This window comes from Arenimonas aestuarii (assembly GCF_054781715.1).
On the sequence record NZ_BAAGTW010000006.1, the window covers coordinates 12,439 to 32,076 of the forward strand.

Sequence of the window (19,638 nt, forward strand, 5' to 3'; positions counted from 1 at the left end):
CCGGCGAGCCACCCTGCCGCCATGCGCTTGCAGGACTGGCCCGAGCCCGAACGACCCCGCGAAAAGCTGCTCAGCCGGGGCGCGGCGGCGCTGTCGGACGCCGAGGTGCTGGCCTTGCTGCTGGGCACCGGCCAGCGCGGCGCCGACGCGGTGGCGGTGGCCCGGCGGCTGCTGGCCGCGGCCGGCGGTCTGCGCGGACTGCTGGACCGGCCGGCCCCTGCACTGGCCCGGCTGCCCGGCCTGGGCCCTGCCCGCGCCTGCCGGCTGGCGGCCGTTGTCGAACTGGGCCACCGACACCTGGCCCAGGGCCTGGCCCGCGGCGAAGCACTCACCGACCCCGGCAAGGCCGGCGACTACCTCACGCGCCGGCTGCGGGCCCTGCCCTACGAAGTCTTCGCCTGCCTGTTTCTGGATACCCGGCACCGGGTGATCGCCTTCGAGGAGCTGTTCCGCGGCACCCTCGACGGTGCCGAGGTGCATCCGCGCGAGGTCGTGCAGCGCTGCCTGGCGCACCACGCCGCAGCGGTGATCCTGGGCCACAACCATCCCAGTGGCTGCACCGAACCCAGCGCCGCCGACCGCGCCGTCACCGTCCGACTGCGCCAGGCCCTGGGCCTGGTGGAGGTGAGGCTGCTGGACCACTTCATCGTCGGCGACGGTCCCGCCTGTTCGATGGCCCGGCTGGGGGCCCTGTGACACCTTGGCTGGCTGACTCGCGCCCGCGGCTACGTATACTCAGGGCAGGCAGGGGGCTCGGGAGCTGGCGTGATCCTCGGGATTTCGAATCTTTACCCTGGCGACGCCGTCGAGGCGGCGCTGCCCGACGTGGCGGCCGCCCATCGGCTGTTGTCTGAAAGCGACGCCAGCCTGGTGCCGCGACTGGAAGCCGCCGGCGCACGCGCCGCCGGCAGCGGCTTCGACTCCGCCGACCTGGCCCGGCACGTGGATGCCTCCGTGCTCGGACTCGCCCGCCTGGGCCTGCGCCATGGCCGGCTTGGCGACGACCTGCACGATTACCACTGCGAAACCCACGTCATGGAAGTGGCCGAGCGTCGCCTGGGCCATCTGATCGACGCCCTCGGCCACGGCTCGCTGCCGCCGGCCGACTGGCTGGCCCTGCTGGTGTTCAGCGCCTGCCACGATCTGCGGCAGCGCGAATCCTTCCAGCCGCCCGGCCCGGTGGGCGGCAACGAAGCGGCCTCGATCGCCGAAACCTTCCGCATCCTGTCGGCCTGCGGCTTTTCGCCCGAAGCCGACCGGGAAACCTTCATTACCCTTGAACTGATGATCGCCGGCAGCACCTTCGATGCCCGGCCCCTGCCCCACCCCGAGGCGGCCGAACTGGCCACCGCCGCCGGCGGTGCCCTGGCGCGCGGCCTGGGCCTGTGGCTGGACGGCGAACGTCCGGACTGGACGTCCGACCCGGCCGCCAAACGCGGCGAACGCCTGGGCCGCCTGGCCGCCGATATCGACACCGCCAACGTCGGCGAGCGCTTCGACCTGCTGGCCGACAGCGCCCTGCGCCTGTGCCGCGAGCGCGAGCGCCGGGCCGGCCGCGACCTGAACCGGGCCGGCAGCGGCCCGACCTGCCTGGGCTTCCTGAGCCGGGGCCAGCTGGCTTACTTCTTCGAGCTGCACCGCTTTTCCAGCCGCGAGGGCGAGCGGGTCTACGGCCCGGGCAAGATCGCCAACGGCGCCGGCGTGCGCCGGGTGTCGGCGGGCCTGTTGCAGCGCTTCGATGACCAGCCCCCGGCAAATGGCCAGGCCGTGCTGGACGCCTTCGCCGAGCTCGCCGCCGCCGAGGTCAGCTGAAAAAAAGAGGGTCGGCGTCAGCCGACCCTTGCCCCGGAACCCGACCCACTGGCCAGTCCGAAAGTTCTAGAGAGAGCACGTTGTCTGTGCGTGCCGGGGCATTGTCGGGCCCCGGAGTTACAGCTCCATGACAGCACCCGCCCCCGGGCGCGATACAATGCCCAGTTCACCCCCGTGGAAACCCAAACAGCCGTGAAAGACCACCTTCGCGAACTCGTGGCGCAGGCCCTGCTCGACCTCAGGCGGCATGGCCGCCTGCCACAGGACCTGCCGACCCCCGCCTTCGTGGTCGAACGCACCAAGACGCGCGAACACGGCGACTACGCCTCGAACGTGGCGATGCTGCTGGCCAAGCCCACCGGCATGAAGCCGCGCGAGCTGGCCGACCTGCTGGTCGCCGCGCTGCCGACGTCTCAGCACGTGGAAAAGGTCGCCATCGCCGGCCCGGGCTTCATCAACTTCACGCTGGCCCGCGGCTGCCGCCTGGGCACCATCCGCCGCGTGTTCGAGCTGGGCAAGGATTACGGCCGCGCGCCCGAGGGCAGCGGCGAGTCGGTGACGGTGGAATTCGTCTCCGCCAACCCCAACGGCCCGCTGCACGTCGGCCACGGGCGCGGCGCCGCCTACGGCGCCTCGGTGGCCAGCCTGCTCGACGCCGCCGGCCACAAGGTCCAGCGCGAGTACTACGTCAACGACGCCGGCCGGCAGATGGACATCCTGGCGGTATCGGTGTGGCTGCGTTACCACGAGCTGGGCGGCGTCAACGTGCGTTTCCCGGACAACGGCTACAAGGGCGAATACGTCGTCGACATCGCCCGCGGCCTGCGCGCCAAGGCCGGCGACGGCCTGCGCCACAGCGCCATCGAGATCACCGACGGCCTGCCGCCCGACGAAGGCCAGGGCGGGGACAAGGAAAGCCACGTCGACGGCCTGATCACCCGCGCCAAGCAGCTGCTGGGCGACGCCGGCTACCGCCAGGTGTTCGAAGCCGGCCTGTGCTGGTGCCTTGGCGACATCCGCGAGGACCTGGCCGGCTTCGGCGTCAACCACGACAACTTCTTCTCCGAACGCTCGCTGATGACCGAAGGCTACGTCGACCGGGCCATCGCCACGCTTGAAGAGCAGGGCCACCTGTACGAACAGGAAGGCGCCCTGTGGTTCCGCGCCACCAGCTTCGGTGACGACAAGGACCGCGTCGTGCGCCGCGAAAACGGCGTCACCACCTATTTCGCCTCGGACCTGGGCTACCTGCTCAGCAAGTTCGAGCGTGGCTTCGAACGCGCCATCTACATCTTCGGTGCCGACCACCACGGTTATGTCGCGCGCCTGAAGGCCGCGGCCCAGGGCCTGGGCCTGGACCCGTCCAAGATCGAGGTGCAGCTGGTGCAGTTCGCCATCCTGTTCCGTGGCGGCGAGCGCGTGCAGATGTCCACCCGCGCCGGCAGTTTCGTCACCCTGCGCGAGCTGCGCGAGGAAGTGGGCACCGACGCGGCGCGTTTTTTCTACGTGATGCGTGGCAACGACCAGCACCTGGACTTCGACCTGGACCTGGCCAAGAGCCGCAGCAACGAAAACCCGGTCTATTACATCCAGTACGCCCACGCCCGCGTCTGTTCGCTGTTCAACCAGCTGGCCGAGCGCCAGCTGAGCTACAACCGCGGTGCCGCCGAGGCGGCGCGCCAGCGCCTGGTCGAACCGCACGAAGACGAGCTGGTGGACGAACTGATGCGCTTCCCGGAAGTCGTGGAAGCCGCCGCCCTTGGCCGCGCGCCCCAGATCGTGGCCAACTACCTGCGTGAGGTGGCCGCCGCCTTCCACGCCTTCTACAACGCCCAGCCGATCCTGGTGCCCGACGAAGAGCTGCGCAACGCCCGCCTGGGCCTGGCCAAGGCCACCCAGCAGGTGCTCGCCAACGGCCTGGCCCTGCTGGGCGTTTCCGCCCCGGAGAAGATGTAATGGCACGCCGATCCAAGAACCAGGCCAAACGCAATGGCCGCCAGGGAACGCCCGGCTGGGTCTGGCTGCTCGGCGGCCTGGTCGGTGGCGCCGTCATCGTGGTGGTGCTGCTGATGCGCAACGGCGGCGATGTCGGCCAGCTGCTGCCCAGGCCCGACCCGCAGGCACGCGCGCCTGTCGCCAGCGACGAACCCGTCGCCCAGGACGCCCCCGAGCCGCGCAAGCCCAAGTACGACTTCTACGACGTGCTGCGCGACAAGGAAGTGGTGATCCCCGACGCCGAGCTCGACGCCCAGGCCCGGGCCGAAGCCGCGGCGCCGCCGAGCCCCGAAACCCCGCCGGTCGCAGACGGCGTGCGCTACCTGATCCAGGCCGGCGCCTTCCGTTCCTCGTCCGACGCCGAAGCCCTGAAGGCGCGCATCGCCCTCACCGGCGAACTGGCCCGGGTCGAGTCGGCGCAGATCGAAGGCGGTACCATCTACCGCGTGCGCCTGGGACCCTACCCGAACGCAGCCAGCCTGGCCGCCGCCAAGCGCGCGCTGGGTGACCATGGCATCGAGGCCCTGGCGATCAGGGCGGAATAAGGTTCAAACGCGGGGAGCACTCGCGATGACCTGGCAAGTGCAACACCTGGCGGACGAAAACGTGGTGCAGGTCACCGCGGACGGTCTGCACGACCGGAGCATGCTGCGTGACCTGACCCGCGACGCGGTGATGGCCGGCCACCGGTTCCAGAGCGCGCGTTTCCTGATCGACCATCGCCGCACCCGGCTGGCGCTGGGCGCGGCCGAAATCTTCGACATGCCCAAGCGCGGCGAGGACGCCGGCTTCGGCAACGACCTGCGCATCGCGATCCTGATTGATGCCGATGGCCCGACCCGCGGGGACTTCGAGTTCTACGCCGTGCAGTGCGGCAACCTGGGCATCCACTTCATGCGGCTGTTCTTCGAACGCGGGCAGGCGATGGAATGGCTGACCGCCGACCGGGTACCCTTCAACCGCGCTTGAGCAGGATCAGCGCCGAGGTGTCGGCGTCGCCTTCGCCGCGCTCCACCAATTCGGCGTAGTCAGCCAGGGCCTGCTCCACCACCGGCGTGCGCAGACCAAGGTCCGACGCCATGCCGTGCACGATGTGCAGGTCCTTGAGCAGGTGGCCGCACTTGAAGCCGGGCACGAACTGGTTGGCCAGCATGGTGGCGCCGCGTTTTTCCAGGAACCAGTTGCCGGCCGCGCCAGCCATCAGGGTCGGCAGCAGTTTTTCCGGGTCCAGGCCCAGCTTTTCGCCCAGGGCGAGTCCTTCGCAGACCGCTTCGTTGATGCCGGCCACCAGCACCTGGTTGACGGCCTTGGTGGCCTGGCCGGCGCCGGTGTCGCCCATGTGGGTGATGCGGGCGGCATAGGCCTCGAGCACGGGCCGGGCCTTGGCCAGGTCGGCTTCGCTGCCGCCGGCCATGACCGACAGTTTGCCGTTGCGGGCACCTTCGACGCCGCCGGACACCGGCGCGTCGACGAAACCGATGCCACGCGCCGCAAGCAGCGCCCGGGCCTGGCGCGCGGTATCCACCGACACCGTCGAATGGTCGATCACCACGGCACCGGCCGCCAGCACGCCGGCCAGGGCCTGGACGTTTTCCAGCACGTCGGCGTCCAGCGACACGCACAGCGCGACCACGTCGCAGCCGGCGAAGTCCTTGGCCGAGGCCGCTGCGGCGATACCCAGTTCGGCCGCCAGCGCCTGCGCCTTGGCGGCCGTGCGATTGCCGACCACGGCCAGCAGGCCGCGTCCGTGCAGGTGCCGCGCCATCGGGGCGCCCATCGCGCCCAGGCCGATGAAACCCGCGCTCACGCGCGTGCTCCGGAGGCGTTTTCCTCGTGCAGGTAGGTATAACCGGTGAGGCCGGTTTCCAGGTCCACCAGCAGCTTGGCGGCCTCGGCCGGGGGCAGGCCGGCGGCGTCCACCTTGGCCTTGTAGGCGATGCGCAGTTCGTTGAGGTCGTAGCCGACGTAATCGAGCATCACGTCGGTGGTGTCGCCCTTGCGCTGGCGGGACACGGAGTAACCGCCGCCTTCGCCGAGCTCGACGTTGGCGGTGTCGGTGTCGCCGAACAGGTTGTGGATGTCGCCCAGGGTCTCCTGGTAGGCACCGACCATGAAGATGCCAAGCCGGTAGCTTTCGCCTTCGCGCGGCGAGTGCAGCGCCAGCGAGCTGTCGAGCGATTCGGATTCGACGTAGCTGTCGATGCGGCCGTCGGAATCGCAGGTGAGGTCGGCGATGACGCCGCGGCGGTCGGGCACTTCGTCCAGGCGCGCGATCGGCACGATCGGGAACACCTGGTCGATGGCCCAGACGTCGGGGATCGATTCGAACACCGAGAAGTTGACGAAGTACTTGTCCACCAGGCGTTCGTTGAGCTCGTCGAGCACGTCGCGGTGGCTGCGCTCCTGCGCCGTCAGGCGTTCGCGCACGGCGTGGGCGATGGCGTAGAACAGGTCGTCCAGGCGGGCGCGGTGGCGCAGGGTGATCTGGCCCAGCGCGTACAGGGCCTGGCCTTCGGCCAGGTGGTGCTGGGCTTCGTGGAACAGCTCCAGCGCCGGCCGCTCGCCCAGGGCCGCGTGGGTTTCGCGCAGGTGGCGCACCACCGACGGCTCGTCGTCGTCGGAGCGTGGCACCTGGCCTTCGGGCGCGCGCTCGACTTCCGACACGTTCACCACCATCACCGCGTGGTGCGCGGTCATCGCGCGGCCGGCTTCGGTGACCATGCGCGGCGGCGTGATGCCTTCTTCGGCGCAGGCTTCGGCCAGCGGCTGCACCAGGGTGTGGGCGTACTGGTCGAGGCCGTAGTTGATCGAACAGAAACCACGCGAACGCGTGCCTTCGTAGTCCACGCCCAGGCCGCCGCCGGAGTCCATGAAGCGCACGTTGCAGCCCAGGCGGGTGAGTTCGACGAAATACCGCACCGCCTCGCGCATGCCGTTGGCGATGTCGCGCACGTTGGAGATCTGGCTGCCCATGTGGAAGTGCAGCAGCTGCAGGGTGTCGAGCATGTCGGCGGCCTTGAGGCGCTCGACCAGGTCGAGCACCTGGCGCGGCGAGAGGCCGAACTTGGCCTTGTCGCCGCCGCTGTTCTGCCACTTGCCGGCGCCCAGCGAGGCCAGGCGCAGGCGCACGCCCAGGCCCGGCTTCACGTCCAGGGCCTTGGCCTCCTCGATGACCATGGCCAGTTCGCTGGGCTTTTCGATGACGATGAAGGTCTCCAAGCCCAGCTTGCGGCCGACCAGGGCCAGGCGGATGAACTCGCGGTCCTTGTAGCCGTTGCAGATGACCAGGCTGCCCGGGCGGGCCAGGCCCAGCACGGCCATCAGCTCGGGCTTGGAGCCGGCCTCGAGGCCGAAGCCTTCACCACCCGCGGCGGCCAGCTCGCCGGCGACGCCGCGGTGCTGGTTCACCTTGATCGGGTACACGGCGGTGTAGCCGCCCTGGTAGTCGAGTTCCTTCATGGCGCGGCCGAAGGCGGCCTGCAGCTTGCCCAGGCGGTCGCCCAGGATGTCGGAAAAGCGCAGCAGCAGCGGCAGCTTCAGACCGGCGTCGGTGGCCTTGGCCACGACCTCGGGCAGGGCCAGCTCGGGGCCGCCGGCGCCGCGCGGGCGCACGACCATGCGGCCCTGGGCGTCCACGTCGAAATAGCCCTCGCTCCAGTAGGGAATGGAGTAGGTGTGGCGGGCGCGGTCGAGGGACCAGGCGGGCATGGGCGCGGATTCCGGGGAAAAGGTGGGTCCGTAGTGTACCGCCCGGGGCTCGTGGGTTCATGCGCGGGCGTTACAATGCGCCCCCACGTTCAGTTGCCCCGGAAACCGCGATGACCACCACCTGGCTCCATGAAAACTTCGAGCACACCGGCTCGGCCTTCGGCCTGCGCATGAAGCGCAAGCTCGAGGAAGTGCAGTCGCCGTTCCAGAAGATCGAGATGTACGAGAGCACCGACTGGGGCAACGTCATGCTGATCGACGGCGCGATGATGGTGACCACGCGCGACAATTTCTTCTACCACGAGATGATGGCCCACGCGCCGCTGTTCACCCACGCCGACCCCAAGGACGTGGTGATCATCGGCGGCGGCGACTGCGGCACCCTGCGCGAGGTGCTGCGCCACCCGGGCGTGCGCACGGCGGTGCAGTGCGACATCGACGAGCAGGTGACGCGCATGGCCGAGAAGTATTTCCCGGAGCTGTGCGAGTCCAACGACGACCCGCGCGCGACGGTGATGTTCGACGATGGCATCGCCTACATGAAAAACGCCGCTCCGGCATCGATCGACGTGATCATCGTCGACTCCACCGACCCGGTCGGCCCGGCCGAGGGCCTGTTCAACCAGGCCTTCTACGAAAGCTGCCTGAAGGCCCTGCGCCCGGGCGGCCTGCTGGTGCAGCAGAGCGAATCGCCGCTGGCGCTGATGCAGCTGATCCTGGACATGCGCGACGCGATGACCGCCGCCGGCTTCACCACCTTCCGCACCCTGCCCTTCCCGCAGCCGTGTTACCCGACCGGCTGGTGGAGCTGCACGATCGCCTCGAAGGAAGCCCGCGACCTCACCGGCTTCCGCGAAGCCGACGCCGCCGCCAAGCCCTTCGACACCCAGTACTACACCGCCGCCGTGCACCAGGGCGCGCTGGCGATGCCGCCGATGATGCAGAAGGCCCTGGGCGACTGACGCACGCCGCCCGGGCGTGGCCCAACAAAAAGGCCGGCGTCTTCTCGACGCCGGCCTTTTTTGTTCGCGTTGCCCGGCGCTTACTGCCCGGCAACCACCGTGAACTCCCGGGTTTCGACCTTGCGGCCGTCCAGGGAGATTTCCAGGGTGTAACGGCCAACCGGCCAGCCGTCGGGCTTGCTGATCCGGAAGTTGGTGGTGCCGGGGCCGGCGAAGCTGAAGGCGTTGCTTTCTTCGTTCACCACCTGGCCGTCCTGGTACAGCCACTTGGCCGACAGGCTGCCGGCCACGGCCGCGACCGGGTCGCTGGTGTTGGTGCTGACCGACGCCGTGATGGCCTGGTTCGGGGTGAAGCGCGACTGGCTTTCGATCACGCGGCCATCGGCATCGACGTCGGTGCCCAGGCTGACGCCGGTGACCGCCACCGTGGCGGCGACGGGCGCGGGCGCCGGGGCCGGGGCCGGTTGGGTCACGACCGGCGGCGACGCCGCTTCGTCCTTCTTGCAGCCGGCCAGGGCCAGCGTCGCGGCCAGCGCAAGGCCGACCGCCTGGGTCAGGGGGGTGGTTTTCATGGGGTTCTCCAAAGGGGGATCACTCGTTGCCGCTGGCAAGCGGCGGGATCTTCAGGATCTGGCCTGGATGGATCAGGTCGGGGTTGTCGAGCTTGTCGCGGTTGGCTTCGAAGAGGATCGGCCAGGAGCCGGCCTTGCCGTAGTACTGCTTCGCGATGCCGGACAGCGTGTCGCCGCGGACCACGGTGTGCGTGCGCACGCCCTGGCTGCCGCCGCCACCGCCTTCGATGGCCTGTTCGGACGAGCGGACGCCGGAAGCGACGTTGCCGAAGTCGGCCCGCGGGGCCTCGCTGCCGGTGACCCGGGACTGGACGCTGGAGAAATCGGGCTTTTTCGGGGGGGTGGTCATCGGTGTCTCCCGGACTGGGGTGTCCGGGAGCCACACTAGGCCCTCAGGGGCCGATGAAGCTGAATCGTTCGCTGCGCCGGCTTACAGGGCGTCGCCGTCGAGTTCGCCGGTGCGGATGCGCAGCACCTTGTCGAGGTCGTAGACGAAGATCTTGCCGTCGCCGACCTTGCCGGTGTTCGCCGCCGCCTGGATGGCTTCCACCACGCGATCGGCCTGGTCGTCGGTGACGGCGACCTCGAGCTTGATCTTGGGCAGGAAGTCGACCACGTATTCGGCGCCCCGGTAGAGCTCGGTGTGGCCCTTCTGGCGGCCGAAGCCCTTGACCTCGGTGACCGTGACGCCCGAGACGCCGACTTCGCTCAGGGACTCGCGCACGTCGTCGAGCTTGAAGGGTTTGATGATGGCCATGACCATTTTCATCGAAGCATCTCCCGGGGAGTTCAAAGGTTGTAACCGCGTTCGTTGTGCAGGGCGAGGTCCAGGCCCTCGGCTTCCTGGTCCTCGTCCACCCGCAGCCGGATGACCAGGCCAACCAGCTTCAGAAGCACGTAGGTGACCACCGTAGTGTAGGCGATGGTGAAGCCCACGCCCTTGGCCTGCACCCAGAGCTGGGCCGGGATGTCGGTGACCGTGCCGAAGCCGCCCAGGGCCGGCGCCGCGAAGATGCCGGTGAGCAGCGCGCCGACGATGCCACCGACCGCGTGCACGCCGAACACGTCCAGGGAGTCGTCATAGCCCAGCCGGCGCTTGAGCGTGGTGGCGCAGAAGAAGCACACGATGCTGGCGCTGAAGCCGATGACCAGGGCGCCCACCGGCCCGGCCGTGCCGGCCGCCGGGGTGATGGCCACCAGGCCGGCCACCACGCCCGAGGCGATGCCCAGGGCGCTGGGTTTGCCGTGGGTGAGCCATTCCACCGTCATCCAGCCCAGGGCCGCCGCGGCCGTGGCCACCTGGGTGACCAGCATGGCCATGCCGGCGGTTTCATCGGCCGCCACCGCCGAACCGGCGTTGAAGCCGAACCAGCCCACCCACAGCATGGCCGCGCCGACCAGGGTGTAGCCCAGGTTGTGCGGGGCCATCGCGGCGCCCGGGTAGCCGTGCCGCTTGCCCAGCACCAGGGCCGCCACCAGGCCGGCCACGCCGGCATTGATGTGCACCACGGTGCCGCCGGCGAAGTCGAGCACGCCCCAGTCCCACATCAGGCCGCCGTCGCCGGCCCAGACCATGTGGGCGATGGGCGCGTAGACCAGGGTGAACCACAGCGCCATGAACACCAGCATCGCCGAAAAGCGCATGCGCTCGGCGAAGGCGCCGACGATCAGGGCCGGGGTGATGATGGCGAAGGTCATCTGGAAGGTGATGAACACGCTTTCCGGGAAGGCCCCGACCACGCTGTCCTTGCCCAGGTTCCTCAGGAAGGCGTTGTCGAAGCCGCCCACGAAGGAGGCCAGGTTCACCGTGCCGGCCTGCATGCCGGTGGTGTCGAAGGCCAGGCTGTAGCCAAAGACCACCCAAAGCACCGAAATCAGGCCGGTGATGGCAAAACACTGCATCAGCACCGACAGGATGTTCTTGGAGCGCACCATGCCGGCGTAGAACAGGGCCAGGCCGGGGATGACCATGAACAGCACCAGGGCCGTGGCGGTGAGCATCCAGGCGGTATCGCCCGAGTCGACGGGCGGCGGGGTGGGGCTGGCGAGCGCCAGCAACGGCAACAGGGGAACCATGGGCAGGGCCTCCGGGGACGTGGAAAGGGGATTCAGACGCGAACACCTGAACCATGCCCGCCACGCGGCGATTGATTGCTCGGCCCGGGCGTGGAATTCTTGTGGGCCCCGTGGGGAATCCCCGACAGACCCCGGCGCCGGCAAGGCGCATCGTGGCCCCACCCCACCGGAGCGACCCCATGATCGACCTCAAGAACATCGACGACCTGGCCCGCAAGCTGAGCGAGCTGGTGCCCCCGGGCCTGAAGGACGCGCGTGCCGACCTGGAGCAGAACTTCAAGGCCACCCTGCAGTCGGGCCTGAACCGGCTGGACCTGGTGACCCGCGAGGAGTTCGACGTGCAGCGGGCGGTGCTGCTGCGGACGCGGGAGAAGCTGGAGGCGCTGGAGCGGAAGCTGGCGGAGCTCGAAGCGCAGGGTGGGGTGTCCGACGGGACCGCGCACTAATTATCTCTCGCGCAATAAAGTGCCACGGGCTCATGACTCAGCCCGGGTCCGCGCATCAGTCGAACCATCGCCAAAGCAAGGTCGGCCAAGTTTGCGAACCGCTGGCTCTTTAGCTAGTTGCCACCACTTGTGCATGACGAACGGTTGAAGACTACCTCTGTCGCTTAGCTGGGTGTTGGGTTGAGTATCCCCAGTTGACTCAGTCACAAAGCTCTTTCCTTTGCATCCACCGCGCCCGAGTCTGCTTTCGCTATCGCGCCGTTACTATTAAGTCGACGCCTAGCACAGACAGTGTGCTGAGAAAGTCAGATCGCATTTCAAAGGCGAATCCACCTTGATTCTCATCTGTTCCCAACGGCACGAACACGTCCAACTCTGCTTTCTCAATTCCGGCAAATCCAACTACTGTAGAACACTTAATGTTCTTGAAAAGGCTGGCTGCGTGCGAAGAGATCTCCCCGTAATCAACCCTCGCCCTGTGCTCCCAAGAGCCAGTCTTGTGAACAATATCGGTCCCTGATGATGTCACTCGCACCTCCCCACGACGCCGAACCCGCGTTGGCGTTATCCCAAGCAACTTAGTTGCCTCGTCATGCAAGATATCGGCACCATACAGATATAGAGAAACTGAACAGAAATTCTCATTCATTACCTTTTTGCCCCGTTACTCGTCATTTAAGTTGCCGACCGGTTCGCCGTTCTGATCAATAACTTCACCGGTCTTGGGGTTGACACCGAAGTCATGATCACCTCGCGCACCCGGCGTGTGTTCTTTCACGCCCCGATGAAATTTATCCTTTCCCTCCTTTTCACCGACCCCGTTTCTCTTTCCCCATTCGGCTGCGCCGGCGTCTCCTGGCCAGAAGCCCGGAGGGAAAGCGCCTGACATCATCATTCCGCACGGCGGATTATCAGGCATCTCACAGGCAGGCGCTCCAAGCTCGGACGGCCAAAACAACATGAGCAGAAAAGGTCCCGCACGCGGCGAAACCGTGACTTCTATCTTCGGCAATGTCACAGGCTTGGGGGTCGCCGGCAACGGCGCCGGAAGCGCAATGCTAGTTGCCTTGTTCGGAGGCTTTGATGCCGTAACCTCTACAGTCGGCAATACCGTGGTTTCTGGCGGCGGGGGAGGCTCCTCCTTCAGCTTCTCCAGTCTTCCATCAGGATCGGTGAATCGATAAGGGTTGTTTGCCGCGTACCGGTATCGATTAAAGTTCGCCCCCGACCCCGGGTGCGCTTCGACTGGATCTACACTCAGGAACTTCCCAATCGCTGGATCATAGTAGCGCTGCTGCATGTAAACCAACTTCGACGCCGCATCCATCTGGTGCCCGGTGTAGCCCGGGCCATAGCTCCACGTCCCGTCCGCCGGCTCGCCCCAGGCGGTCATGCGTTCGCGGGGCAGCAGTGTGCCGCTTTGGTTAGTCGTCGCCACCGGCGAGCCCAGGGCGTCGGTGTGCTGGTAGGTCACTTCGATTGTGGGGTTGCTTCCGAACGGCACCTTTCGGTTGGCGACCAGGCTGCCGGCCAGGTAGATGTGGTCGGTGCGATTGCTGGTCTTGAGGTCGTTGGTGTACAGCAGCTTGCCGCCCTGGCCGTAGTAGAAGTAGGTCGAGGCACCCATGAACTCCCGGACCCGGCGGCCCAGGCCGTCGTAGACGTAGCTGGTGGCAGTGGGGATCTGCGAGCTGGTCAGCCGGTTCTCCCGGTCGAAGACAAGGCCGCCACCGTCCTTGTTGATGGTGTTGCCGCGGGCATCGTAAGTGAAGCTGTGCAACAGGGTGCCGCCGGGCGACCGGATCTCGTCCAGGCGGTTGTTCGCGTCGTAGACGTAGCGGAACTTGCGGCTGCCCTGGTCGAGCACCCGCAGGTTGTCCAGTGGGTCGTAGGCGAAGGTGCCGTTTCCGCCTTGGGCCGTACCGGCAACCACGCCGACCAGGCGGTCGAGCGCGTCATAGGTCATGGTGCGGTTGCCGGGTTGACCCGATAGGGCGTCGCTGATGCCGGCGACGTTGCCGTTCAAGTCGTAGTCGTAGGAGTCGTCCAGGATCACGTTGGTGCCTAGCGCATCCTTGCTGCGCTCGGGCAGCTGGCGCAGGTTCTGGGTCATCGTGTGCACGATGCCATTGCCGTAGGTAAAGCCAGCCAGGGCTCCGTTGGGGTGATACGTCGCCCCGGTGGCATAGGGGCCGGCCTGGGTGGCCTGGCCCAGCGCGTTGGGTGCATACGGCACCTGGATGCCGCTTGGGTAGGTGGAGGCAGCCAGGTTACCCAGGGTGTCGTAGCTATGGCTGGTAAGCCAGTTGATGCTTCCATATTCCAAGCGTTCAAAGGTCAGTAGACCGCGCTTGTTGTAGCTATAGGTCAAGAGGGTCGGGGCCCGGCTGATGGTGGCCACCTTTCCGTCGGCGGTGTAGGTCGTGGCCACGTCCGGCGTGCTGTCCGGGTAGTCGACCAGGGTCAGGCGGTTGCGGCTGTCGTAGCTACGCAGGATGCGCTCGCTGGTGGGCACTGAGCCGCGGTTGCAGGCTGAGGTCGTCAGGGCGCTGCCTTCTGCAGTCCAGGCAATATTCTGGGCCCCGTCGTACTCGACCAGTGTTGCGCCAGTCTCGGGTTCGATGCGCTTACAAAGGCGCTGGTGGATGTCATAGACATAGGATCGTGTCAGAGACAGTGTTGCACCCCCGTAGACTCCCTCGCGCTCGACTGATTCCGGCTTGCCCAGAACGTCCCGGTCAATCCTGGTTATCTGCTGCTCCGGCTTGCCGACGGCTGCGGTTATGGTCAGCGGCGAGCCCGTCGTCGGTGTGTCGAAGGCCTGGAAGCTGGTCAACGTATCGACGTTTAGCGGATTGCGGACTTTGGTGACGAAGTTGGACTGGTACTCATAGAGCGTGACAGCAGGCCCGCCATCGGCCGTCTGGCTGACGCTGGTGGGGCGACCGAGCGCGTCATAGAGGGTGGACGTACCGGTGGTGCCAAAAGAAGCGATCGAAGTAGCGGTACTGCGCGGATAGCCGGCAAAGCTGACCCGGCCTTCGTGGTCGTACTTCCAACCCAGGAATCGCTGGGTGGCCGTAACGGCTGCGTTGTCGTACTCCCGCTCAATGACGGGCCGCCACAGCGCGTCGAAGTAGATGATCTTGCGATAGTTGCCCCGTGTGACGGTCTGTCGCCAATGGCCAGCCGGTATGCCGTATTCAGTGGAGGCCACCTTGGCGTAAGCGATGGTGGTGGGCGCCCAGCTGACGGTGTCGCCCGTCGGGTGGGTCAGGCTGGTCATCCGGCCCAGCGCGTCATGGCCGTAGGTGGTCGTGTTGTTGAGCTCGTCCTTGACGCTGGTGACGAAGCCATGCGCGTTGACGGTGGCCGTTTGCGTGACGCTGCCTGGGAAGGTGACGGTCCTCGGGATGCCGCGATACCAGTTGCTCAGCGCGGTAGTGTTGTTATTTCCGTCTTTGACCGAAGCTACAGTCCCGTCCGAGTTGTAGGTGAGCGTTTGGACGAGCAGCCCGTTGGTCGTTGTAGTTCCTGGCGTATAGAAGTGCGTCGGCAGCAAGCTGCTGGTATTGAATCCCGTGCGCGACGTATAAACACCGGTTTCGACGTTTCGGGTGTTGGCAACCTGGCCCATGACCCACTTGCCGGCGTGGTCGTAGTAGGTTGTCCGATCAGTCCTTGCCTGCCCCAAGGTGCTGGCGCGGTACTCCTCCGTCGGCCGAGCCAGCGCGTCGAAGTCAGTCGCCGCCCATACGAAGTTTTCACCCTGCTGGGTGATAGTCCGCGTAATCAGCGGACGATGGTACTCGGATGGGAAGCTCGCATAGTTGACCTGCATTCCTGTGCCGAAGCGGGTGGGATACGGCGCTGCCGCGGCGAAATCAAGGTCGTATTCGTTGAGCGTGGTGCGGATGGCATTTCCCGTTACGACTTCGCCAACGCCAACCTCCACTGTCTTGAGCTTGCCCTCGTCGAATCGGAAGGTATTGCCGTACGTATAACGCGACCATTCGTTGTTGGGACCGGTAACCACGGTGGTGCTTGATCCAGCACACTGGACCTCGTCGCACGGCGGATCCCAACAGTTGTAATAGGGGACATTCATGCCGCTGTGCCAGGGAACACAGACAGGGTTCATGAACGTGGTGCCCGGGTAGCGGTGGACGCTCTTGCCCGAGGTATAGGCGTAGTTCCATGTGGCCGTCGCCAACGCTGGCCCTGAGACTTGCTTCGATTTGAGCGTGAAGGCGTGATACGAAATAGCGAAAAGGTTCGCGTCGTCATTGGGGTCGTTCTGCGTGGTGACATTGCCGCAGTTGAGCGTCACCTTGCTGCGCCCGTGCTCCTTGATGTTGACAGTGAACGTGCCGATCGCACCAGCGGGGTGCGTAATTGTTCCGACTGGCTCGCTTGCGTAGTTGAGGGGAATTTCCAGCACGGTGCACGTGCGATAGGTCTCGCCCGGCGCAAACGCCTCTGTGTACTGGATCTCAGCTGTCGTGAACGAACCAAACGCGATATTCCAGGCGGAGTTGTCCGGCAAGGTGACCTGGGTAAGGGTCTTGCGCCCTGAGCTGAGGCTGCCGTAGGTGTAGCTCCACGTGCGCGAGCCGTCGCTGACGGTGGCGATGTGGCCGCTGGCGTTATACGTAACGCTGAGAGTGCGGCCGTCGCTGCTGGTGATGGCCGGCTGCGAGGTGCCGGCGTTGAGGCGTCCCGGCTGGTTCCAGGCATTGCTGTACTTGAACTGCACCCAGTTGCCGAAGCGGTCCTCGATGCGGGTAGCGTAGAGGACGTTTTTGCGACGGTTGGTAGGGACTTCGCCCGTGGGAAGGCCCTGGGTCGGCGTGGCCCGACGCAGCGGCGGCTCATAGTGCTGGGCCATCCAGTCAAACCAGTACTTCGTGCCGTCCGGGGTGATGGCCAGGAAGCCCTGCCCCGTGCCGTTCTGGATGGTGGTCAGGCACGAGACATGGATCTGCTCGCCGGCGATCCAAAGCCAGGGACCACCCGTCGAGGGCTTGGTCGTGGCTGACTCGGTCTTGAGCAACTCGCCACCACCCACCCCCGGGATGTTCAGGTTCAGGCCACTCCAGACGTCGGAGAGCAGGTAGCCGCCAGCTGGCATGGGAGGGGGCGTCTGGCTGGAACAGCGATTGGTGGAGCCCCCTTCCGCCAGCCAATCGGTGGCGAACACGCCGCTGATCTGGGGCAGCTGAATGTCCCAGTCCGCCAGCATGGCGTCGGTGGTGTAGTACCGGCGGTCCCGCACGGAGTAGGAGCGGCCGAAGGCCACGGGCAGGCCATTGTTGCCGGGAATGCTGACATCGACTGCCGAAAAGGAAAGGGCGCCGTTGCTCAGGCTGACTTCGTCGCCAAAAGCGTTGTTGCCCAACGGGGCAACCTTTTCACTGGCCTTGATCCGCTTGTCGACCTCTTCCCAAGGGGCTTTGCCGCTCTGGGCATGGGTGGTTCCCGCGAGCATCAGGGTCAGGGCAAAGGCAAATAGCTTGCGCATGCGAGGCACTCGGTAGCGGGGTCCTAGGGGTTCAACGTCGGCACGGGGTCGGGACCGGCCAGGGGAAAGTGTGCGTGCCATCACATTTCGTTACATTGCCCCCAACTCCATGGCCGACCGCTCAGTGGCCATGCGTTGATTCGGTCATCCCAGCCCACGGAGTTTCTGATGAAGCCTCTCGCCCTGATAAGCCTGATTGCCGGCCTGGCTTTGGCAGCGCTCCCGGGACCGGCTTCAGCCCAGGTGCGTGATGGGTTGGAACTGTCGGTGACTGCACCCGCCAAAGCGCGTCTCATGGGAGACACGGAAATCGTGGTTAGTCTGACCAATACCGGGCCGCTGGCAATCAACCTGCCCAGTCGCCCCGGGTGGGACGCCGAAGGTGGCCTAACCCTGAGCCTTACCGAAGTCAACGGCGCACGTATGACTCGCCCGGTTCAGGCAGAAGAACCGATGCGTGGAGTGGTGCGGTCCCGCGGCGGGAGCACGATGGTTCTGGAGGGAGAGCAGGGCATGGACTTCTTCCACGTCGTGCAGTTGGGCGACCTGATCAAGTCGCCGGGAACCTACCGGTTGGAAGTGGCCTATCGCAGAACAGGGCAAGCCGAACTCATATCGGCACCGGTGGAAATCGTCGTCAGCGATTAGCCGCCGAAGGCTTGTGGGCCCCGTGGGGAATCCCCGACAGACCCCGGCGCCGGCAAGGCGCATCGTGGCCCCACCCCACCGGAGCAAACCCATGATCGACCTCAAGAACATCGACAACCTGGCCCGCAAGCTGAGCGAGCTGGTGCCCCCGGGCCTGAAGGACGCACGCGCCGACCTGGAGCAGAACTTCAAGGCCACCCTGCAGTCGGGCCTGAACCGGCTGGACCTGGTGACCCGCGAGGAGTTCGACGTGCAGCGCGCCGTGCTGCTGCGCACCCGCGAGAAGCTTGAGGCGCTGGAGCGCAAGCTGGCCGAGCTCGAGGCCCGCGGCGGCGCGCCCGACGGCACCGCGCACTAACCCCCGCCTTCCCCTGCAATGAACCTGGCGCTGGCGCACAGCCGCGCCCGGGTCGGCGTGCTTGCGCCCGCGGTGCGGGTCGAGGCGCACCTGGGCGGCGGTTTGCCGAACTTCACCCTTGTCGGCATGCCTGCCACCGCGGTGAGGGAAAGTCGTGAGCGGGTGCGTTCGGCGATATGCAATGCGCAATTCGAGTTCCCGCAGCGACGAATCACCGTGAACCTGGCGCCGGCCGATCTGCCGAAGGAAGGCGGACGTTACGACCTGGCGATCGCACTGGGGCTGCTGGCCGCCAGCGGTCAGTTGCCCGTGCAAGCGCTGGGCGAAGTCGAACTGCTGGGCGAACTGGCACTGACCGGTGAACTCAAGCCCGTCGATGGTGTGCTTCCCGCGGCGCTGGCAGCCGCGCGCGAAGGGAGAGCACTTGTGGTGCCCGTCGGAAACGGCGCCGAAGCCGCGCTGGCAAGCCGCGGCCGCGCCTACGTCGCCCGAACACTGCTGGAGGTTTGCGCACACCTTCGCGGCGAGGCCACGCTGCCGCTTGCCAACACCAATGACCTAGAGCTGGTCGCGCCGCGATATCCCGACCTGGCCGATGTTCGCGGCCAGCAGACTGCACGGCGCGCACTGGAAGTCGCGGCGGCGGGCGGACATGCGCTGCTGTTAATCGGCCCGCCCGGCTGTGGCAAGACACTACTGGCGTCGCGACTGCCCGGTCTGCTGCCGGACCCGGACGAGAACGAGGCCTTGGAAACGGCCGCGATCCACTCCGTCAGCGGCCTGGGCCTGGATCTCTCGCGCTGGCGGCAGCGCCCCTATCGCAGCCCGCATCATCTGGCGAGCGCCGTGGCGCTGGTCGGTGGCGGCAGCAACCCGCGCCCAGGCGAAGTATCGCTGGCACACAACGGGGTGCTATTCCTGGACGAGCTGGCCGAGTGGTCGCGGCAGGCGCTGGAGACGCTGCGCCAGCCGATGGAGTCCGGCAGGGTGGTGGTGTCGCGCGCGGCGCGTCAAAGTGAGTTCCCGGCGAGCTTCCAACTCGTCGCCGCCATGAACCCCTGCCCCTGCGGCTGGGCCGGCGACCCCAGCGGCCGCTGCGGATGCAGCGCCGAGTCGGTGACCCGCTACCGCGCCAGACTTTCCGGTCCGCTGCTCGATCGCATTGATCTCCAGCTGGCGGTACCGCGGCTGCCGCCCGCCCAGCTGCGCCCGGACCAGCCTCCCGGTGAGCCCACGGCCGTCGTTCGGAAGCGGGTACTGGCGGCACGCGTGCGGCAAATCGAACGCGGTCGCGTACCCAACGCACGCCTCGACCAGGCCGGCACCGACCGCGACTGCGTACTGCACCCACGCGACCGACGCCTGCTGGAACGCGCCATTGATCAGCTGCAACTTTCCGCCCGCGCCTTGCACCGTATCCAACGCGTAGCCAGAACCCTGGCCGACCTTGCCGGCGAAGACGCCATTCGCACCGAACACGTCGCCGAAGCCATCGGCTACCGCCTGCTTGATCGCGCCGGCCCGCCAGCCTGAGCTAGCA

The 19,638-nt window shown here is 66.8% G+C and carries 18 protein-coding genes; 10 read left to right on the plus strand and 8 right to left on the minus strand.

Going from position 1 to position 19,638, the window contains the following annotated elements:
- Positions 1-21 precede the first annotated feature (21 nt).
- The 5 genes from radC to ACYVJH_RS09740 all read left to right on the plus strand — a co-directional run bounded on the left by radC (position 22) and on the right by ACYVJH_RS09740 (position 4,776).
- Positions 22-696 (plus strand): RadC family protein, encoded by a 675-nt coding sequence (gene radC, locus ACYVJH_RS09720; RefSeq protein WP_460454863.1) that lies wholly within the window; start codon positions 22-24, stop codon positions 694-696.
- Between the two features lie 69 nt (positions 697-765).
- On the plus strand, positions 766-1,812 hold the full coding sequence (locus ACYVJH_RS09725; protein WP_460454447.1) for a hypothetical protein: 1,047 nt from the start codon (positions 766-768) through the stop codon (positions 1,810-1,812).
- A 192-nt stretch (positions 1,813-2,004) separates the two neighbouring features.
- Positions 2,005-3,768, plus strand: coding sequence for an arginine--tRNA ligase (gene argS / locus ACYVJH_RS09730; RefSeq protein WP_460454448.1), 1,764 nt, complete (start codon positions 2,005-2,007; stop codon positions 3,766-3,768).
- Positions 3,768-4,352, plus strand: a complete 585-nt coding sequence (locus ACYVJH_RS09735; protein WP_460454449.1) for an SPOR domain-containing protein — start codon at positions 3,768-3,770, stop codon at positions 4,350-4,352. Before argS ends, ACYVJH_RS09735 begins: the two co-directional genes overlap by 1 nt.
- Positions 4,353-4,377: 25 nt before the next feature.
- Positions 4,378-4,776, plus strand: coding sequence for a hypothetical protein (locus ACYVJH_RS09740; protein WP_460454450.1), 399 nt, complete (start codon positions 4,378-4,380; stop codon positions 4,774-4,776).
- Here ACYVJH_RS09740 and ACYVJH_RS09745 read toward each other — a convergent pair.
- Positions 4,763-5,614: an NAD(P)-dependent oxidoreductase gene (locus ACYVJH_RS09745; protein ID WP_460454451.1), complete on the minus strand. Its 852-nt coding sequence runs from the start codon at positions 5,612-5,614 to the stop codon at positions 4,763-4,765. The genes ACYVJH_RS09740 and ACYVJH_RS09745 overlap by 14 nt on opposite strands.
- Positions 5,611-7,515, minus strand: coding sequence for an arginine decarboxylase (gene speA, locus ACYVJH_RS09750; protein ID WP_460454452.1), 1,905 nt, complete (start codon positions 7,513-7,515; stop codon positions 5,611-5,613). Before speA ends, ACYVJH_RS09745 begins: the two co-directional genes overlap by 4 nt.
- A gap of 110 nt (positions 7,516-7,625) precedes the next feature.
- Here speA and speE point away from each other — a divergent pair, with 110 nt between their 5' ends.
- Positions 7,626-8,477, plus strand: coding sequence for a polyamine aminopropyltransferase (speE, locus tag ACYVJH_RS09755; protein WP_460454453.1), 852 nt, complete (start codon positions 7,626-7,628; stop codon positions 8,475-8,477).
- Positions 8,478-8,557: 80 nt separating this feature from the next.
- Here the strand turns inward: speE and ACYVJH_RS09760 are convergent, their stop codons facing one another.
- The 4 genes from ACYVJH_RS09760 to ACYVJH_RS09775 all read right to left on the minus strand — a co-directional run bounded on the left by ACYVJH_RS09760 (position 8,558) and on the right by ACYVJH_RS09775 (position 11,125).
- Positions 8,558-9,049, minus strand: coding sequence for a hypothetical protein (locus ACYVJH_RS09760; protein WP_460454454.1), 492 nt, complete (start codon positions 9,047-9,049; stop codon positions 8,558-8,560).
- A gap of 19 nt (positions 9,050-9,068) precedes the next feature.
- Positions 9,069-9,398 (minus strand): LysM peptidoglycan-binding domain-containing protein, encoded by a 330-nt coding sequence (locus ACYVJH_RS09765; RefSeq protein ID WP_460454455.1) that lies wholly within the window; start codon positions 9,396-9,398, stop codon positions 9,069-9,071.
- Between the two features lie 81 nt (positions 9,399-9,479).
- Positions 9,480-9,818 carry a P-II family nitrogen regulator gene (locus tag ACYVJH_RS09770; RefSeq protein ID WP_034224894.1) on the minus strand — a complete coding sequence of 113 codons (339 nt, stop codon included), beginning with the start codon at positions 9,816-9,818 and terminating at the stop codon, positions 9,480-9,482.
- Between the two features lie 20 nt (positions 9,819-9,838).
- Positions 9,839-11,125: an ammonium transporter gene (locus ACYVJH_RS09775; protein ID WP_460454456.1), complete on the minus strand. Its 1,287-nt coding sequence runs from the start codon at positions 11,123-11,125 to the stop codon at positions 9,839-9,841.
- Between the two features lie 179 nt (positions 11,126-11,304).
- Here ACYVJH_RS09775 and ubiK (ACYVJH_RS09780) point away from each other — a divergent pair, with 179 nt between their 5' ends.
- Positions 11,305-11,571 (plus strand): ubiquinone biosynthesis accessory factor UbiK, encoded by a 267-nt coding sequence (ubiK, locus tag ACYVJH_RS09780; protein WP_460454457.1) that lies wholly within the window; start codon positions 11,305-11,307, stop codon positions 11,569-11,571.
- Positions 11,572-11,821: 250 nt separating this feature from the next.
- On the opposite strand, the gene ACYVJH_RS09785 is transcribed toward ubiK (ACYVJH_RS09780), so the two are convergent.
- Both ACYVJH_RS09785 and ACYVJH_RS09790 read right to left on the minus strand, forming a co-directional pair.
- Positions 11,822-12,220 carry a DUF4279 domain-containing protein gene (locus tag ACYVJH_RS09785; protein ID WP_460454458.1) on the minus strand — a complete coding sequence of 133 codons (399 nt, stop codon included), beginning with the start codon at positions 12,218-12,220 and terminating at the stop codon, positions 11,822-11,824.
- Positions 12,221-12,235: 15 nt separating this feature from the next.
- Complete coding sequence (locus tag ACYVJH_RS09790) at positions 12,236-17,092, minus strand: RHS repeat domain-containing protein (RefSeq protein ID WP_460454459.1); 4,857 nt, start codon at positions 17,090-17,092, stop codon at positions 12,236-12,238.
- A gap of 168 nt (positions 17,093-17,260) precedes the next feature.
- Between ACYVJH_RS09790 and ACYVJH_RS09795 the strand changes: the two genes are divergently transcribed.
- The 3 genes from ACYVJH_RS09795 to ACYVJH_RS09805 all read left to right on the plus strand — a co-directional run bounded on the left by ACYVJH_RS09795 (position 17,261) and on the right by ACYVJH_RS09805 (position 19,631).
- Entirely contained in the window at positions 17,261-17,740 is a 480-nt protein-coding gene (locus ACYVJH_RS09795) for a hypothetical protein (protein ID WP_460454460.1), read from the plus strand.
- Between the two features lie 91 nt (positions 17,741-17,831).
- On the plus strand, positions 17,832-18,098 hold the full coding sequence (gene ubiK, locus ACYVJH_RS09800; RefSeq protein ID WP_460454461.1) for a ubiquinone biosynthesis accessory factor UbiK: 267 nt from the start codon (positions 17,832-17,834) through the stop codon (positions 18,096-18,098).
- Between the two features lie 18 nt (positions 18,099-18,116).
- Positions 18,117-19,631: a YifB family Mg chelatase-like AAA ATPase gene (locus tag ACYVJH_RS09805; RefSeq protein WP_460454462.1), complete on the plus strand. Its 1,515-nt coding sequence runs from the start codon at positions 18,117-18,119 to the stop codon at positions 19,629-19,631.
- Positions 19,632-19,638: the final 7 nt, after the last annotated feature.

Coding starts and splice junctions, on each gene's coding strand:
- speE (WP_460454453.1), top strand. CDS start 7,626: ATGACCACCACCTGGCTCCATGAAAACTTCGAGCACACCGGCTCGGCC.
- ACYVJH_RS09735 (WP_460454449.1), top strand. CDS start 3,768: ATGGCACGCCGATCCAAGAACCAGGCCAAACGCAATGGCCGCCAGGGA.
- ACYVJH_RS09775 (WP_460454456.1), bottom strand. CDS start 11,125: ATGGTTCCCCTGTTGCCGTTGCTGGCGCTCGCCAGCCCCACCCCGCCG.
- ACYVJH_RS09805 (WP_460454462.1), top strand. CDS start 18,117: ATGAACCTGGCGCTGGCGCACAGCCGCGCCCGGGTCGGCGTGCTTGCG.
- ACYVJH_RS09790 (WP_460454459.1), bottom strand. CDS start 17,092: ATGCGCAAGCTATTTGCCTTTGCCCTGACCCTGATGCTCGCGGGAACC.
- ACYVJH_RS09760 (WP_460454454.1), bottom strand. CDS start 9,049: ATGAAAACCACCCCCCTGACCCAGGCGGTCGGCCTTGCGCTGGCCGCG.
- ACYVJH_RS09770 (WP_034224894.1), bottom strand. CDS start 9,818: ATGAAAATGGTCATGGCCATCATCAAACCCTTCAAGCTCGACGACGTG.
- ubiK (WP_460454461.1), top strand. CDS start 17,832: ATGATCGACCTCAAGAACATCGACAACCTGGCCCGCAAGCTGAGCGAG.
- radC (WP_460454863.1), top strand. CDS start 22: ATGCGCTTGCAGGACTGGCCCGAGCCCGAACGACCCCGCGAAAAGCTG.
- speA (WP_460454452.1), bottom strand. CDS start 7,515: ATGCCCGCCTGGTCCCTCGACCGCGCCCGCCACACCTACTCCATTCCC.
- ACYVJH_RS09785 (WP_460454458.1), bottom strand. CDS start 12,220: ATGAATGAGAATTTCTGTTCAGTTTCTCTATATCTGTATGGTGCCGAT.
- ACYVJH_RS09765 (WP_460454455.1), bottom strand. CDS start 9,398: ATGACCACCCCCCCGAAAAAGCCCGATTTCTCCAGCGTCCAGTCCCGG.
- ACYVJH_RS09740 (WP_460454450.1), top strand. CDS start 4,378: ATGACCTGGCAAGTGCAACACCTGGCGGACGAAAACGTGGTGCAGGTC.
- ACYVJH_RS09795 (WP_460454460.1), top strand. CDS start 17,261: ATGAAGCCTCTCGCCCTGATAAGCCTGATTGCCGGCCTGGCTTTGGCA.
- ubiK (WP_460454457.1), top strand. CDS start 11,305: ATGATCGACCTCAAGAACATCGACGACCTGGCCCGCAAGCTGAGCGAG.